General features: G+C 58.3%; 17 protein-coding genes. 10 read left to right on the top strand and 7 right to left on the bottom strand.

Annotated elements, in window-relative coordinates; all coding sequences use genetic code 11:
- Positions 1–13: 13 nt before the first annotated feature.
- Positions 14–580 (bottom strand): polyhydroxyalkanoate synthesis repressor PhaR, encoded by a 567-nt coding sequence (gene phaR / locus LRK71_RS01865; RefSeq protein ID WP_232400677.1) that lies wholly within the window; start codon positions 578–580, stop codon positions 14–16.
- A 188-nt stretch (positions 581–768) separates the two neighbouring features.
- On the opposite strand from phaR, the gene LRK71_RS01860 reads away from it, so the two are divergent.
- Positions 769–1,647, top strand: a complete 879-nt coding sequence (locus tag LRK71_RS01860) for an NAD-dependent epimerase/dehydratase family protein (RefSeq protein WP_232400675.1) — start codon at positions 769–771, stop codon at positions 1,645–1,647.
- A 164-nt stretch (positions 1,648–1,811) separates the two neighbouring features.
- Here the strand turns inward: LRK71_RS01860 and LRK71_RS01855 are convergent, their stop codons facing one another.
- Positions 1,812–2,255: a phasin, PhaP gene (locus LRK71_RS01855; protein ID WP_232400673.1), complete on the bottom strand. Its 444-nt coding sequence runs from the start codon at positions 2,253–2,255 to the stop codon at positions 1,812–1,814.
- A gap of 131 nt (positions 2,256–2,386) precedes the next feature.
- Complete coding sequence (gene phaC / locus LRK71_RS01850; protein WP_232400671.1) at positions 2,387–4,192, bottom strand: class I poly(R)-hydroxyalkanoic acid synthase; 1,806 nt, start codon at positions 4,190–4,192, stop codon at positions 2,387–2,389.
- 159 nt (positions 4,193–4,351) lie between these two features.
- Between phaC and phaZ the strand changes: the two genes are divergently transcribed.
- Both phaZ and LRK71_RS01840 read left to right on the top strand, forming a co-directional pair.
- A complete protein-coding gene (gene phaZ, locus LRK71_RS01845; RefSeq protein WP_232400668.1) occupies positions 4,352–5,671 on the top strand; it encodes a polyhydroxyalkanoate depolymerase in 1,320 nt (439 codons plus the stop codon).
- 3 nt (positions 5,672–5,674) lie between these two features.
- Positions 5,675–6,247, top strand: a complete 573-nt coding sequence (locus tag LRK71_RS01840) for a DUF6151 family protein (protein WP_232400666.1) — start codon at positions 5,675–5,677, stop codon at positions 6,245–6,247.
- A 38-nt stretch (positions 6,248–6,285) separates the two neighbouring features.
- On the opposite strand, the gene LRK71_RS01835 is transcribed toward LRK71_RS01840, so the two are convergent.
- The 3 genes from LRK71_RS01835 to LRK71_RS01825 form a co-directional block, all read right to left on the bottom strand.
- Positions 6,286–7,050 carry an alpha/beta fold hydrolase gene (locus LRK71_RS01835; RefSeq protein ID WP_232400665.1) on the bottom strand — a complete coding sequence of 255 codons (765 nt, stop codon included), beginning with the start codon at positions 7,048–7,050 and terminating at the stop codon, positions 6,286–6,288.
- 167 nt (positions 7,051–7,217) lie between these two features.
- The gene (locus LRK71_RS01830; protein WP_232401129.1) at positions 7,218–7,643 is read right to left on the bottom strand and encodes a VOC family protein; all 426 of its coding nucleotides are present in this window, start codon (positions 7,641–7,643) and stop codon (positions 7,218–7,220) included.
- 68 nt (positions 7,644–7,711) lie between these two features.
- Positions 7,712–8,452 (bottom strand): alpha/beta fold hydrolase, encoded by a 741-nt coding sequence (locus LRK71_RS01825; protein WP_232400663.1) that lies wholly within the window; start codon positions 8,450–8,452, stop codon positions 7,712–7,714.
- A 146-nt stretch (positions 8,453–8,598) separates the two neighbouring features.
- Here LRK71_RS01825 and LRK71_RS01820 point away from each other — a divergent pair, with 146 nt between their 5' ends.
- The 6 genes from LRK71_RS01820 to LRK71_RS01795 all read left to right on the top strand — a co-directional run bounded on the left by LRK71_RS01820 (position 8,599) and on the right by LRK71_RS01795 (position 14,619).
- Positions 8,599–9,606: an Lnb N-terminal periplasmic domain-containing protein gene (locus tag LRK71_RS01820; RefSeq protein WP_232400661.1), complete on the top strand. Its 1,008-nt coding sequence runs from the start codon at positions 8,599–8,601 to the stop codon at positions 9,604–9,606.
- 171 nt (positions 9,607–9,777) lie between these two features.
- Positions 9,778–11,724: a threonine--tRNA ligase gene (thrS, locus tag LRK71_RS01815; RefSeq protein WP_232400659.1), complete on the top strand. Its 1,947-nt coding sequence runs from the start codon at positions 9,778–9,780 to the stop codon at positions 11,722–11,724.
- 208 nt (positions 11,725–11,932) lie between these two features.
- Positions 11,933–12,238, top strand: coding sequence for a BufA1 family periplasmic bufferin-type metallophore (locus tag LRK71_RS01810; protein ID WP_232400658.1), 306 nt, complete (start codon positions 11,933–11,935; stop codon positions 12,236–12,238).
- 161 nt (positions 12,239–12,399) lie between these two features.
- Entirely contained in the window at positions 12,400–13,293 is an 894-nt protein-coding gene (gene bufB, locus LRK71_RS01805; RefSeq protein ID WP_232400656.1) for an MNIO family bufferin maturase, read from the top strand.
- Positions 13,290–14,078 carry an HvfC/BufC N-terminal domain-containing protein gene (locus LRK71_RS01800; protein ID WP_232400654.1) on the top strand — a complete coding sequence of 263 codons (789 nt, stop codon included), beginning with the start codon at positions 13,290–13,292 and terminating at the stop codon, positions 14,076–14,078. Before bufB ends, LRK71_RS01800 begins: the two co-directional genes overlap by 4 nt.
- A gap of 4 nt (positions 14,079–14,082) precedes the next feature.
- A complete protein-coding gene (locus LRK71_RS01795; protein ID WP_232400652.1) occupies positions 14,083–14,619 on the top strand; it encodes a DoxX family protein in 537 nt (178 codons plus the stop codon).
- A 66-nt stretch (positions 14,620–14,685) separates the two neighbouring features.
- On the opposite strand, the gene LRK71_RS01790 is transcribed toward LRK71_RS01795, so the two are convergent.
- Positions 14,686–15,003: an ArsC/Spx/MgsR family protein gene (locus tag LRK71_RS01790; RefSeq protein WP_232400650.1), complete on the bottom strand. Its 318-nt coding sequence runs from the start codon at positions 15,001–15,003 to the stop codon at positions 14,686–14,688.
- Positions 15,004–15,235: 232 nt separating this feature from the next.
- On the opposite strand from LRK71_RS01790, the gene LRK71_RS01785 reads away from it, so the two are divergent.
- A complete protein-coding gene (locus LRK71_RS01785; RefSeq protein ID WP_232400649.1) occupies positions 15,236–15,442 on the top strand; it encodes a cold-shock protein in 207 nt (68 codons plus the stop codon).
- Positions 15,443–15,566 lie beyond the last annotated feature (124 nt).

Below are 15,566 nucleotides of genomic sequence, written 5' to 3'. Positions count from 1 at the left end.
CCAGCGGGTACCGCTACTTCAATTTGGACAGCTTTTCCTGCAGCTCTGACAGCTGGCGCTTGATTGCATCCAGATCCTCGCCCTCGCCCTTGTCTTTGGCGCTTGTCTCTTCGGCTGCAGCGCCCCAACCGCCGACACCGCCGGGCAGGCCAGAGGTCATGGCCTTCAAGAAAGCCTCTTGCTGGGCCTTCATCGCGTCAAAACCGGGTATCTGCGCCATCGGATTCATCGCTGACATATTTTCCACCATCTGCGATTGGCTGTCGCGCAGCATATCGAAAGAGGCCTGCAGGAATTGCGGCATAACCCCGCCACCGGGCTGCATATAGCTGCGTACCAGATCATTCAGCACATTGACCGGCAGGATGTTTTCCCCACGGCTTTCATGCTCGGCAATGATCTGCAGCAGATATTGGCGCGTCAGATCGTCACCAGATTTCAAATCCACGATCTGGACTTCACGCCCTTCCCGAATGAACCCCGCAATATCTTCAAGCGTGACATAGTCGCTGGTCTCAGTGTTGTACAAACGCCGACTGGCGTAACGCTTGATCAGCAGGGCTTTTTCCTGGTCGGCCATACTGTCCCTCCCCGGACATGATGCATCGCAGAAAAGCCTATGCGAGTGCAGAACAAAAGAAAAGCCTGCAGAATGGTTCCACCACCTTACCTGAATTTCAAGTACCATGAAATAACCTGCAGATTTCGCTTGAGCTAAACCCGACTTGAGGTTTTACAAGGACCCCCTCAGAGCACAGGAGGGATAATGTGAAAATTCTGATCCTTGGGGGCACCGGCTCCATTGGTAGCGCCGTCACCGCAGATCTGGTGGCGCATCACCACCAGGTTATTGGCCTCTGCCGCTCTGAAGTCTCGGCGCGAAAGCTATCAGAGCTTGGCGGCCAGCCCTGGCGCGGGGACCTGCGGGCGCCAAGCAGTTGGCAGGCCGCACTTGCCGGGGTGGATGTTGTCATCCAGCTTGCCAGCACATTTGGCACGGATATGGCGGTGGTGGATGCCGCCGCAGTGGCCTGCCTGCGGGCGGAAGCCAGGGCGCGGCCCAGCAATCAGCCGCTGCGGGTGATCTATACTGGGGGTTGCTGGCTCTATGGTGAAACCGGCGACCACATGGCCTGCGAGACCAGCCCACAGCGCCCCATTCCGGCCTTTTCCTGGATGCAGGACTCTGCCAGTCTTTTGCTCAAGGATCCCAACCTGAACTGCGCAGTGGTCCACCCTGCCATGGTCTATCACAAAGATGGTGGCGGGGTATTTGCCCGAATGCTGGACCAAGCCGCCGCAGGTCTGCCACTCGAAGTCTGGGGCAGCATTCACACCCGCTGGCCGCTGGTGCACCGCCGCGACCTGGCCCGCGCCTATCGCATGCTGGCCGAGCAAGCAGCGCTGACCGGCCATTTCAACGTGGCGGCACAATCCGGTATACCCGTGCGCGACATCCTGGCAGAAATCCTGACACGCCACCCTCATGATGGGGCCTATCTGGTGCGCAACCGCAAATATGTCATGTTCAAATATGGTGCCTGGGCCGAGGGCCCCACCCTGGACCAGCAGATGCGGGCGGAAAAGATCCGGCAAAGCTGCGGCTGGCACCCCGAAGTCGCGGATTTCACCCAGGCGGCCTTTTGACCTGCTGCCCTGCCAGGGCGTGAACGAGCGCTATCACAGCAAGGCCTGGCCGTACAAAAAAGGACAGATCCCGGGGATCTGTCCTTTTTCAACACCGTGGCATAGGTTCAACATCAGGGAGGAGGCGTGTTGATCCCGCGCTTGGTGCTCAGCCTTGCGTCTGCTTATTTTGCAGCGGCTTTTTTCGCAGCAGCGGTCACCTCGGTGGTGGCCTTTTGGACAGCGGCAGTTGCTTCTTCGCCCATGTCCTTACCGGCGGACATCAGCAGTTCAACGGTTTCCATCTGCGCCTTTTTTGCGACTTCAGCAAAAGCTGCCAGGTTCTCAGCAGCAACCTCAGCAGAGGCACTTGCGAAATCGGTGGCGGATTTTGCGTATTCAGCAGGGTCGCTTTGTACTTTGGAAACGCCGGACATTTTGGCCAGGGCGTCTTTTGTCCACTTGCTGGAGATCTCAGAGGACTGCTCAGCAGCACCAAGAACAACAGCGCTCAGCTTTTCATTCAGTGCGGCAGTGTTTTTGAAGACATCTTCCATAGCGGAGGTATCCACCGGAAATGCGCCCATCATGTCTTTCATCATAGCGGTAAAATCTTGGGTCTTAGCCATTGAACTGGTTCCTTACGTTGCCAACTCGGGACCATCCCGCGTTTCAGCATGAGGACAATATACTTTCTGCATCGCAGCATTTCAAGTTTTTTCATGCTGCGATGCAGAAAAACTTCACAGGCCAAAGGAAATCAAACACTTGCCCGACGCAGCACATAGCTGCCCGGTGCCGGTTCTAGCGGAGGATTGTTCGAATCACCCGGTTCCCGCGCGGGCACCTGCTTGCCAGAACGCTTTTTCAGCCAGGCTTCCCAACGGGGCCACCAGGATCCTTCGTGAAAGGCCGCGCCCTCCATCCAGGCTTCGGGCGACAGCTTGAGGTCGTCATTGGTGTAATGACCATATTTGTTGCGGCTGGGCGGATTGATGATCCCCGCGATATGGCCCGACTGGGAGACCACAAAGGTCTTGCTGCGCCCGCCCATGGCCTGCACCCCGCGATAACAATCGCTCCAGCGGGCAATGTGATCTGTCTCGCAGGTCACGGCCATCAGCGGAATATCCACATCCCGTAAATGCAATGTCTCGCCAAACAGTTCAAACCCGTCGGTAGCAAATTCATTGGCCTGACAGAGGCGGCGCAGATACTGCTGCGCCATCTTCCCCGGCAGATTGGCACCATCACCGTTCCAGTAAAGCAAATCAAAGGCCGGCGGGGTTTCCCCCAGCATATAACTGCGAATGGCCGGCCCATAGACAAGATCATTGGCCCGCAGATAGGAAAAGGTTCGCGCCATGATGTAAGAGGGCAGAATACCGTCTTCGCCGATCTCTTCGACGATGGCATCGACAAAATCATTCTGCAGAAAGGGCGTAAAATCCCCCTGATCGGAAAAATCCGTCAGCGCGGTAAACAGCGTGGCCGACTTTACCGATTTATCGCCACGTTTTTTCATCAGCGCCAAGGTCAGGCTTAGCGTGGTGCCTGCGATGCAATAGCCGATGGCATTGACCTGTTTGACCGCGCAGATCTCCTTGGCCTTGTTGATTGCCGTCAGGAAACCTTCTTCGACGTATTCTTCCAGCCCCACATCTGCGTAATCGCCATTGGGGTTGATCCAAGAGACCACAAACAGGGTGTAGCCCTGCTCGGTCACCCATTTGATCAGACTGTTTTGCGCCTTGAGATCAAGAATATAGAATTTGTTGATCCAGGGCGGAAACAGCACGATGGGGGTTTCATGCACGGTTTCTGTGGTAGGGCGATACTGGATCATCTCCATCATTCGGTTGCGAAACACAACCTCGCCCGGGGTTGTGCCGATGTTGCGCCCGATCTCAAAGGCGCTTTCATCCGCCAGACGCACCACCAGCTCGCCATTATTGGCTTCCAGATCATCCACCAGGTTCTGCAGCCCGTCGACAAGCGATTGCCCCTCGGTCGCTAGCGCCTTTTCCAGCGCATCCGGGTTGGTAGGCAGAAAGTTGGTCGGTGCCATCATGTTGATTATCTGATCCGAAAAATAACTGAGCCGACGGCGATCAATAGGAGACAGATCTTCGACCCCTTCAACCGCTGTGCGAATGGTCTGAGCATTGGTCAGATATTGTTGCTTCACATAGTGAAAATAGGGGTTCTTTTCCCACATCGGATTTCCAAAGCGGCGATCCTCCACGCGATCGGCCTCCGGGATTTCAACCTCCTGCGCTGCCAGAATCTGTTGCGCTTCGGCAAAGTTGAGCACCGATTTGCCCCAGAACTCCACCTGTTGCTCCATCAGTTTTGCGGGGTTTTGCAGGATTTCAGCCCAGTACGACGTTGCTGCACGTGCAAAAAGATCTTGATTCGGACCATCCAATCCGGGGTGATGGCCTTTCTTACTTGCCATAATTTCGATCAGTTTCTGCGAGAGCTGCTCTACACGCTCCAGATTTTCCTTAAGCCGTTCAATGTGTTCCGGAGAAGTACCATGGTCCACTGCGTCACTTGTTGTCATCTTAAGGAATCCCCCATACTCTTTCTGCTGTGCAGAATACTGGTTTAGCCATGTTACGCCAAAGCGACGAAAGGTCCGAGGCCCTGTATAATTTACTGCCAAAAGTTGCAGAGTCTTGCGCGAACGCCCCTGCGGCAAACAGTTAAAAAGGAAAGCCTTATGCGTTTTATGATGTCCTACGACCTGATGGAAACGGCCCGAAACATGAACCAATGGCTCGGCGCCAGTGCTCAGTCCATAGGCTCATATCCCATCTTTTCAACGCTTCCCAATCCGGCGCTCAGCTGGATGGCCGCCTGGGGCGAAGTCACCGAGCGCAGCTTTCACCGCATGACGGTAAAGCCTGACTGGGGCATCCACAGCTTCACCTGCGAAGACGGCAAGGACCATCTTGTCGAGGTCACCCCGATTGTGAAGCGCGACTTTGGCGACCTGATCCATTTTCGTGTGTCCGGCCGCAAGGAACAGCCCCGCAAGGTTCTGGTTGTGGCACCGATGTCCGGCCACTACGCAACCCTGCTACGTTCAACCGTCAAGAGCCTACTGGTGAACTGCGAAGTCTATATCACGGATTGGCACAATGCCCGCGACATTCCGGTATCCGCCGGCAAGTTCGATATCGAAGATTATACACTCTATTTGGTTGATTTCATGCGCGAAATGGGACCGGAATCCCATGTCGTCGCCGTCTGCCAACCCGCCCCATTGACCCTGGCCGCCACCGCCTATCTGGCAGAGCAGGATCCAAAGGCGCAGCCCTCATCCTTGACCCTGATCGGCGGGCCAGTGGATCCAGATGCAACCCCAACCGAGGTCACAGATTTTGGCCGCCGCGTCACGATGGGCCAGCTGGAAGAAACCATGATCCAGCGGGTTGGTTTCAAATACAAGGGCGTCGGCCGCAAGGTCTATCCCGGCCTGTTGCAACTGTCCTCTTTCATGTCGATGAACATGGAACGCCACGCCAAGGCCTTCAGCGATCAAATCCAGCGCACCAGCCGCGGCGATGCCTCGGATCATGATCACCACAACCGATTTTACGATGAATATCTGGCCGTTATGGACATGACGGCGGAATTCTACCTCTCGACCGTGGAACGGGTGTTCAAGTCGCGCGAGATTGCGCGCAACGAATTTGTCGTCGATGGCCACAAGGTCGATATCGGGGCAATTACGGATGTGGCGGTCAAAACCGTCGAAGGCGCCAATGACGATATTTCCGCGCCCGGGCAATGCATCGCCGCGCTTGATCTGTGTACAGGCCTGCCCGACAGCAAGAAAGCCAGCCATGTGGAACCCGGCGCCGGTCACTACGGTATCTTTGCCGGCAGCAGCTGGCGCGACAATATCCGCCCCTTGGTAATTGATTTCATGGATGCAAACACCCGCAAACCCACCACGGCAAAGGCACCGGCAGCCGCCAGCACAGCCAAAGCCGCAAGCCAGGCCAAGACCCCAACACAAGCCCGTAAGGCCTAATCCATGAGCGACGGGGCCTGCACGTTTTCCTGCAACTGCGGCCGTCTGGCTGGACATATCTCGGCTGAGGGTCGAAAATCCGGGTTGAGGCTGCTTTGCTTTTGCTCAGATTGCCGCGCCGCAGAACTGTATCATAATCAGCCCGATCCAGTGGATGGGGTTGATCTGTTTCAACTTGCCCCACATGCTATCACCCTGACCCAAGGCGCCGAATATCTGCAACTGATGCGGTTGGGGCCAAAGGGGCTGCATCGCTGGTATGCCGGTTGTTGTGACACGCCGTTTGCCAATACGCTGGCCAAGCCGCAACTGGCCTTTGCTGGGATGCGTTCAGATCTGTTTCAAAACCCAGACTGCCTTGGCAAGGTCCGGGCGCGATCCGCCGTTCCGCAGCCGGGCAAGCCCCCCCGCAACGAAGGAATGATGCGCATGGTCTATGGCATCTTTTCCCGGATGATCACCGCACGCCTCTCTGGCATGTGGCGCCAAACTCCATTTTTTGACAGCGCATCCAGCCAGCCCATGACCAAAGCCAAGGTCTTGAGCAAAGAAGAACGGGCCAGTCTGTACCCCTAACCGGAATGCCAGGAGGGCGGGGCACCGTGCCCGCGCCCTCAGGTCTCCACCAAAGGTTCAACAGGTCGTTCACCGGGACGTTTACCGGGGACAGAGAGCCAGCCAAGCAGCGCCTGAGTGACCTCCTCTGGCTGTTCCAGACTTGGCAAATGCCCTGCCCCTGAAATGATCTTGAGCCCAGCATGGGGGATCAGTTCAGCCAGGAATTCATGCCGCTTTACCGGGGTCAGGCGATCATGTTCGCCGCACAGGATCAAGGTCGGCACCCGACAGCGACGTGCCGTGGCCTGCTGATCGACGCGGCGTTGCAGGGCGCGGCTTTGCGCGACAAACAGCTCTGCCCCCAGATCCAGCCCCATATTGCGCACCAGACTAAGGATCTCGAGCCGCTGCGCCCCCGGTGCCAGCACCTCTGGGGGCAGTGACTGCTGCAGCGCCGTTTCCAGCCCCCCGGTACGGGCGCTGATGATCAGCGGCTCACGCATCGCTGCTTGATCCGGCGTTTCAGCCAGGGGGGTCGTCGCCATAAGACACAGACGAGAAACCCGCGCAGGGGCTCGGCGTAGAATTTCCAGCGCCACAATGCCCCCCATCGACAGCCCCACCAGGGCAAAGCGCGCAGGCAACATCTCCAGAATATGGCTGGCAATCTGCTCCACCGTCTCGCCACCAAACAGCGGTGCAGCCATGACCGGGGCCTGCTTTGACAGCGCCAGGATTTGCGGTGTGAAGATCCGCGCGTCGCACATCATTCCCGGCAGAAAAACCACCGGTTCTGCGCCTAAATTTTCGCCCTGCTCCATGCCTCTGCCCCTTCTCTGCCGGGATTGCATCTGCAAGCCCCTGCCGGATGCAACCCGGCCAAACAATACGGCAGTGCCGATCCTGCACAACTCGCCCTATAGGTGTTTGTGCAGCCTAGGCTTGCCAAGGGCAAGAACCATTTCACGCAAAGCCCCCAGCGGGACCATCAGTATCCATCCCAACGAAAGGCCCCCTGTTTCGACAAGGGCGAAAAAGGGTTATGCGCCACTTCCCAGATGTGGCCATCGGGGGAGCGAAAATAACCAATATAGCCGCCCCAAAAGACCTCACCGGCCGGGCGCAGCACCTCGGCACCCGCCGCCAGCGCAAGCTCCATCACGTCATCGACTTCCTTTGGGCTGCGGGTATTATGGCTCAGGGTCATCGCCCCGGTGCCAAGCGCCTCTATCGGCAATCCGATATCCTCGGCGAGCTTCTCCAGCGGGTATAGCCCTAGGGTCTGTGAGATCAGATCAAAGGCCACCACCCCATCCGGGCTCTCAGTGCGCTGCCACCCCAAAGCCGTATAAAACGCCGCGGCCCGGTCCAGATCCTGCACCCCCAGGGTGATCAGGCTAACGCGTTGCTCCATAGTCATTTTCAAACTCCAACTCATCCAACCAAGCCCCCGCCAAGATCGGCAGGACAGGCGCGGCGAACCTAGAGCAACTCTGCGACAGAAGCCTCTATAAGGGCAAGACAAGTCTCGTCCGAAAACCGGTGATCGGCATCTTTGACCAGGGTCAAACGGATGTCAGCACCGCTGGCATGGTGCAACAGGCGCAGTGCGGTTTCGGTGGAAACAGCCGTATCCGCCGTGCCCTGCAGGCAGCGCACTGGAAAGGGCAGATTCAGCGGCGTGCGCAGCACCAGATGATCGCGACCATCTTCGATCAGCCGTTTGCTGATGCGGAAGGGCTCCATGTAGTCGCTGGGCATTTCAACATAGCCCTGGCTCTCCAACGCGGCTTTCTGCGCTGCGCTAAAGCTCTGCCAATAGCCATCTTCGGTGAAATCGGGGGCCGCCGCGATGGTTACCATACCGCAGATGCGCTCCGGGATGGCCCGCGCCAGCAACAGCGCCTGCCAGCCCCCCATGGAGGACCCCACAATCAGCAACGGTCCGGTCGTCAGCTCCGCAATCGCTGCCAGGCTATCTTGGTGCCAATCGCCAATGCAGCCGGCCTCAAAACTGCCAGAACTCTCCCCATGGCCCGAGTAATCAAAGCGCAAAAACCCAAGGCCACGACCACGGGCCCAGGTCTCCAGATGCAGCGCCTTGGTGCCCTGCATGTCAGATTTCAGCCCGCCCAAAAACACCAGCGTCGGCCCTGCGCCTGCCTGCGTATGATAGGCGATCTGACGCCCCTGCGCGGTCTTCAGAAACTGTGTTCCAGCCATTCATCTGCTCCCCTTCATTACCCAAGATGTGCCATGCAGGAGACAGCGCTGCAATTGCCAAAATCACCTTCGCGCTGACGGGCTTGCCCCCAAACGGACCTCCCCCTAGGCTGCGGCGATTGACCCGCGACCGCCTGGAGGGCCCCATGACACGCATACTGCACCACAGTTTTCTGGCTCTGCTGTCTCTTGTCATTTCCCTCTGCAGCGCCTGGGCCGTGCTGGCCTTGTGGTATCGGCTCCCCTTGGGGGCAGGCCTGCGACTAGGGCTCGCAGTCGGGTTTGCGCTGCTTGGACTGGCGGTGATCTGCGGCCTGTTTCGCCCGCGCCGCCTGCGCGCCCTGGCCACATATTGCCTGGCCCTGGCGGCGGTACTGACCTGGTGGATCAGCCTCACTCCGCCTGTCAACCGCGACTGGGCTCCGGATGTGGCGCGCCAAGTCACCGGAGAAGTCAAGGGATCCCAGCTGACCCTGACCAACCTGCGCAATTTCACCTGGCGCAGCCCAACAGATTTTGACCCCCACTGGGAACAGCGCCACTATGATCTCGATACACTAAACACCGTCGATCTGTTCATGTCCTATTGGGCTGGCAAGACGATCGCGCATATGATCGTCAGCTTTGGTTTCGCCAATGGCGAACAGATCGCCTGGTCCGTAGAGGTCAGGCGCCAAAAAGACGGCGCCTTCTCTCCCCTCGCGGATATGTTCAAGTCCAACACCCTGGCGATCATAGCCGCAGATGAACGCGACCTTGTCGGCACCCGCACCAATGCCCGCGGCGAAGACGTCCAGCTCTACCGCCTCAACTCAAGCCCCAAGCAAGCCCGCGCCCTGTTGCTGCAATATGTGGCCACCTCCAACCAGCTGGCCAAGACGCCGCGCTGGTATAATTCGCTCTCCACCAACTGCACCACCGTGGTGTTTCAACTGATCCGCACCATACTGGGCGAAGTCCCACTGGACTGGCGCGTCATGGCCAATGGCTACCTGCCGGAATACGCCTATGATATGGGCGTTCTGGCCACAGGGCTGCCATTGGCTGAACTCACCCAAAAAGGCAGGATCACCGCCCGCGCCCAGGCGCATGGAATTGCCCCCGACTATTCCCGCATGATCCGCCAAGGTGTCCCCACCCCACAGCCAGACTAAAGCGGCGCAAACCTGTTCCATTTCATTTGGCCGCAAATATCCCGGGGAGCGCGAGGGGCTGGCCCCTCGCCGCCTTGACAGCGGCACGCGCAACTGCGAAAGCAGCCCACAATCACATAACCCGCAACCGGGCGTTCAGTGGGCGCCAAACCGACGAGGAGCAGCCAAACCATGGCCCAAATCTCTCTCACATTCCCCGATGGCAACGCACGCAGCTATGCTGCCGGCATCACCGCCGCCGAAGTGGCTGCCGATATTTCGACCTCTCTGGCCAAAAAAGCCATCTCTGCCACCCTTGATGGCAGGCACTGGGACCTGCAGTGGCCCATCGAGGGTAATGCCGCTATCGCCCTGCACACTCTCAAGGACGAAGCCCAGGCCAATGAGCTGATCCGCCACGATCTGGCCCATGTCATGGCCCGCGCCGTGCAGGAGCTCTGGCCCGACACCAAGGTCACCATTGGCCCGGTGATCGACAACGGCTGGTACTATGATTTTGACCGCGCCGAGCCCTTCACCCCCGAAGACCTCGGCGTGATCGAGAAAAAGATGAAAGAGATCATCAACAAGCGTGAGCCGGTCACCACCGAAGTCTGGGACCGTCAGCGCGCGATTGATTTCTACACCGCCAATGATGAACCCTATAAGGTCGAACTGATCGAGGCCATTCCCGGCGATGAGCCATTGCGGATGTACTGGCATGGCGATTGGCAGGATCTGTGCCGCGGCCCCCACCTGCAACACACCGGCCAGCTGCCCGGCGATGCCTTCAAGCTGATGTCGATTGCTGGCGCCTACTGGCGCGGCGACAGTGACCGCGCCATGCTGCAGCGCATCTACGGCGTTGCCTTCACCGGCAAGGAAAAGCTGAAAGCCCATCTCCACATGCTGGAAGAGGCTGCCAAGCGCGACCACCGCAAGCTGGGCCGCGAGATGGAGCTGTTCCACATGCAGGAAGAGGCTCCCGGCCAGATCTTCTGGCACCCCAATGGCTGGAAAATTTACACCACCTTGCAGGACTACATGCGCCGCATGCAGGAACGCGACGGCTATGTCGAGGTCAACACCCCGCAGGTTGTTGATCGCAAACTCTGGGAGGCCTCTGGCCACTGGGATAAATACCAGGAGAACATGTTCATCGTCGAAGTAGACGAAGACCATGCTCGGGAAAAGGCCGTCAACGCACTGAAGCCGATGAACTGCCCCTGCCATGTGCAGGTCTTCAACCAGGGTCTGAAATCCTACCGCGACCTGCCGCTGCGCATGGCGGAATTCGGCTCCTGCGCCCGCTATGAACCCTCTGGTGCCCTGCACGGAATCATGCGGGTGCGCGGCTTTACCCAGGATGACGGCCATATCTTCTGCGCCGAAGATCAGATCGAGTCTGAAACCGCCAAGTTCATCGCCTTCCTGTCCAAGGTCTATGCCGATCTCGGCTTCCACAACTGGACCATCAAGCTGTCGACCCGCCCCGAAAAACGCATCGGCACCGATGAAAGCTGGGATCTGGTCGAAAAGGCCCTCGGCGATGCCTGCAAGGCCGCTGGTTATGACTATGAGCTATTGGAAGGCGAAGGCGCCTTTTATGGCCCCAAGCTGGAGTTCACCCTCACGGATGCCATTGGCCGCAACTGGCAGTGCGGCACCCTGCAGGTGGACCCCAACCTGCCGGAACGCCTGGAGGCCAACTTCATCGGCACCGATGGCAACAAGCACCGTCCCTTTATGCTGCACCGGGCGACGCTCGGCTCGTTTGAACGTTTCATTGGCATCCTGATCGAAGAACATGCGGGCAAGCTGCCCTTCTGGCTGGCCCCCCGTCAGGTTGTTGTCGCCTCGATCACCTCGGATTCGGATGACTACGTGCAAGAGGTCGTTGCCCAGCTGCAGGCTGTCGGTGTGCGCGCCGAGGCCGATATTCGCAATGAAAAGATCAACTACAAAGTCCGCGAACATTCGGTTGGCAAGGTGCCGGTGATCCTGGCCATTGGCCACCGCGAAGTCGAAGAGCGCACTGTATCGATCCGCCGTCTGGGGGAGAAGCAAACCCGCGTCGACAGTCTCGAGAATGTTACAAAGGCGCTGGCGCTAGAGGCAACCGCCCCAGATTTGCTGTAACATTTGCCAAGTTTTGACCACGAAGCGGCCTCCCATCGGGGGCCGTTTTGCTATTCAGGCCTCAGATTATCCCTGTTTTCAGGGAATAACCTGTTACAATACCCTCACAGTACCTGACGCCGTCGTGAGACACGCTCTCGTGACTTAAGCTCTTTCTCACAACGAGTTAGGCTTTGCATATCACCACCAACCAGAAGGATTTTAAGAGATGTCGAACCCATCCAAGTCTCTCGCCGTCGCCGGAGCCATCGCGGCTGCCCTCACCGCAGCCTCCAGCATGCCTGCAGCGGCTGCTACCAAGGAAAAATGCTATGGCGTCTCGCTTGCCGGTCAAAATGACTGCGCAGCAGGCCCCGGCACCACCTGTGCAGGCACCTCTACTGTCGACTACCAAGGCAACGCCTGGACGCTGGTCGACGCAGGCACCTGCGCAGATATCGACCTGCCCGCAGCACCCGATGGCACCGAACGCAGTGGCTCTCTGGAACCGCAGGAACGGGATCTGCCAGCCTAAGAGGTGGCCCGAACCACATATCACCTGACCAACATACAAAAGAACAGCGCAGGGGGCGGCCCTTTTCACCTGATCGCCCTCTTTCGCGCGTAACAGCCCCCAGCCATCTGCCCCCCGAAGACACGCCCCGGCCCCTGGCCTCGGCCAACACGAGCCCCGCCATGCCAGCTGCCATCTCCCCAGCCCCTGCCCTCAATGCCCTGCCATCTGCCCCCGGTGTCGGGTACAAGCCGCAGCATTTTTCCCAAATTCTGACAGATGCCGCCCCGGTAAAATGGCTGGAAATCCACGCCGAGAACTACATGGGCGATGGCGGGCGGCCAGTGGCGCAACTGCGCCATCTAGCCGAACTATTTCCCATTTCAGTGCATGGGGTTGGTCTGTCGATCGGCGGCGAGGCCGCGCTGGACACAACCCACCTAGCCCGGCTGCAACGACTGCTGGCTTGGCTGGAACCTTCCAGCTTTTCCGAACATCTCGCCTGGTCGACCCATGAGGGGCATTTCTACAATGACCTGCTGCCACTGCCCTATACCGACGCGACCCTAACCCGCGTTTGTGATCATATTGACCAGCTGCAAGCCGCAATTGGTCGGCCGATGCTGCTGGAAAATCCCTCCAGCTACCTCGCTTTTGCCGAGAGCACCTGGTCAGAACCCGAGTTCCTGACAGAGATCAGCCGACGCACTGGCTGCGGGCTGCTGCTGGATGTAAACAACGTCTTTGTTTCGGCCAATAATCTTGGCTTTTCACCACAGGGCTATATTGATGATTTTGCCCTGGAGCGGGTGGGGGAAATTCACCTTGGCGGCCATGACAGCGACACGGATGATCAGGGGCGCCCGCTGCTGATCGACAGTCACGGCTGCGCGGTTGTCGATCCGGTCTGGGCGCTGCTGGATTACACCCTGGAACGCGCTGGCCCAAAACCCGTGCTGATAGAATGGGATACTGATGTACCCGACTGGCCGCTTTTGGCCGCCGAAGCTGAGCGCGCCGCCTTTGCGCTGGGGCATCTTCCCGCCGTGGCCAGCGAACCAGTGGTCCGGGCATGAACCGCTGCAAACAAGCCCACGGCACTGCGTTTGCGGTGTCACAGGATGACTTTACCCGGGCGATGCGGGATGCAAGCCTGCCCATTCCTCTTGGCCTGGTGGATCAGGACGGGAGCAGCGCAGGGCGACGGTTTTCCGTCTATCGCAACAATATCGCCGTCTCGCTTCGCGAGGCGATGCACAGCGCCTTTCCGGTTATCACAAAACTGTTGGGGACCGAAAACATGAACGGACTGTCGCGCCTTTTCCTGCATGCCCATCCGCCAAAATCGCCGCTAATGATGTTTTACGGCGCTGAATTTCCAAATTTTCTTGAGGCCCAACCGCAACTTAGCCATCTTGGCTATCTCGGAGATGTGGCCCGCCTGGAATTGGCCATGCGCCAAGCCTACCACGCTGCCGATGCCACACCAATTGCGCCTGATACCCTGGTCGGCTTGTCAGAAGACGCGCTGCTGACAAGCCGTCTGACCTTTGCCCCGGCCCTGCACCTTCTGCAATCGCCCTGGCCGATAGAGGCGATCTGGCGCTTCAACACAGTACCGCAGGCCCCCGCCCCCCAGGCCGGAGCGCAGGCGGTGATAATCACGCGGCCGGAATTTGATCCGGTACTGCAGCTATTCCCCGCCGCAGGCGCAGTCTGGCTCGACGCCCTGCAACAGGGCGCCAGCATCGGTGCAGCACTGCAGCGCGCCACCGCGACAGATGCCGATTTTGATTTGAGTTTCCCGCTGACCCTGCTGCTGCAGGGCGGTGCCATCACCGGACTAGAAAGAAAAAGGTAAAGACATGCACGCAGTTGTCTCGATATATCAGACCCAGGCTAATCGGCTGGATCGGTCTGCGGATTTTATCCTTCCCACTTTGGCACGCCTGGTGTTTGTCGCGGTTCTGCTGGTCTACTATTGGAATTCAGCCGGTCTTAAGATCGAAGGGTCGATCTTTTCACCATCGGCCGGGGCCTTTGCACAGATTTTCCCCAAGGCAGCCGAGGCGGCGCTCTATGATGTTTCGCAGCTGAACCTGTTACAACGACTGATAATTTTTGTCGGCACACTGGCGGAATATGTGCTGCCAACGCTGATCTTGCTCGGGTTGGTGACCCGTCTTGCCGCGCTTGGCACCCTTGGCTTTATCTGGGTGCAAACCTTGGTGGATGTCACCGGCCATGAGGTCGAGCTGGGCCGCCTATTCGACACCAGCATTGGCTTGGTTGACCAACGCCTGATGTGGAGCTTTCTACTGCTGGTCCTAATGTTCAAAGGTGCGGGTCCCCTGTCACTGGATGCATTCCTGCGCCGCCTGATCCCCGTTACACCAAGCTAAGACCACGCGCAGGTCCACACACAAAAGGCGCCCTGTCTCGCAGCGGCGCCTTTTGCAATATTCGCCTCAGCCCAGGCCCAAGGCCGTCTGAGTGGCTTTGTCCCAGCCAAGGGCCAGATTTGATCTGGATTGAATCAAAGGCCGCTTCATCAGGGTGGGATGCTGTTGCAGCAGTTCCAGCGGGGCACTGGCGCGTTCCTCTGCGCTCAGCCCGCGCCAAGTGGTTGAGCGCGTATTTACAAGCCGCTCACCAAACTGCGCTAGGGCTGCTGCCAGAACCTCGGGCGGCACGCCCTCGGCGCGGACATCAACCAATCTGGCATCCGGGAGCTGTTTCATCGCTTTGCGACAGATATCGCAATTTTTCAATCCGTATAGGATCATAGCTCGGCCTCTCTTTGGTAGGGGGAAGGATCAATCCTAAGCCGCGTGAAACTTACCCACTTGATTTATTTTTTCCACATGCAAAAGTTGCACTCCGGCTTACCTGCAGCACCATTGGCAGAATTACGTGTATTTCGACGTATAGACCGCGGTGCCACGAACGCCGAATTACCTCTGGATCGGTCCTGGGATCGCACCGGAACAGCGCATAAATTAGAAGGAGGCACGGCAAATGCCAAGTGGCACCGTGAAATGGTTTAACACCAGCAAGGGATTTGGCTTTATCGCACCCGAAGACGGCGGCAGTGATGTTTTTGTTCACATCTCGCAGGTCGAACGATCCGGCCTGACTGGTCTCACAGATAATATGAAGGTCGATTATGAACTGACCGAGGGGCGAGACGGTCGGCAAATGGCGGGGGAAATTCGCCCTGCCTAAACACCTGCCTACTCACAACCGGATAAGCAAAGCAGCGCAGCCCGCCCTGCCAGAGTTGCGGTGACACGCAACGCTGGTAGGGATCAGTGGCAAGGATCGGGGCTGCGCGCTTCAAAACACGCAT

Source organism: Pseudophaeobacter flagellatus (assembly GCF_021228235.1).
In the GTDB taxonomy this organism is placed as follows: Bacteria; Pseudomonadota; Alphaproteobacteria; order Rhodobacterales; family Rhodobacteraceae; genus Pseudophaeobacter; species Pseudophaeobacter flagellatus.
The sequence above is the reverse complement of the archived record's forward strand: the minus strand, read 5'-3'. Positions and strand labels throughout refer to the sequence as shown.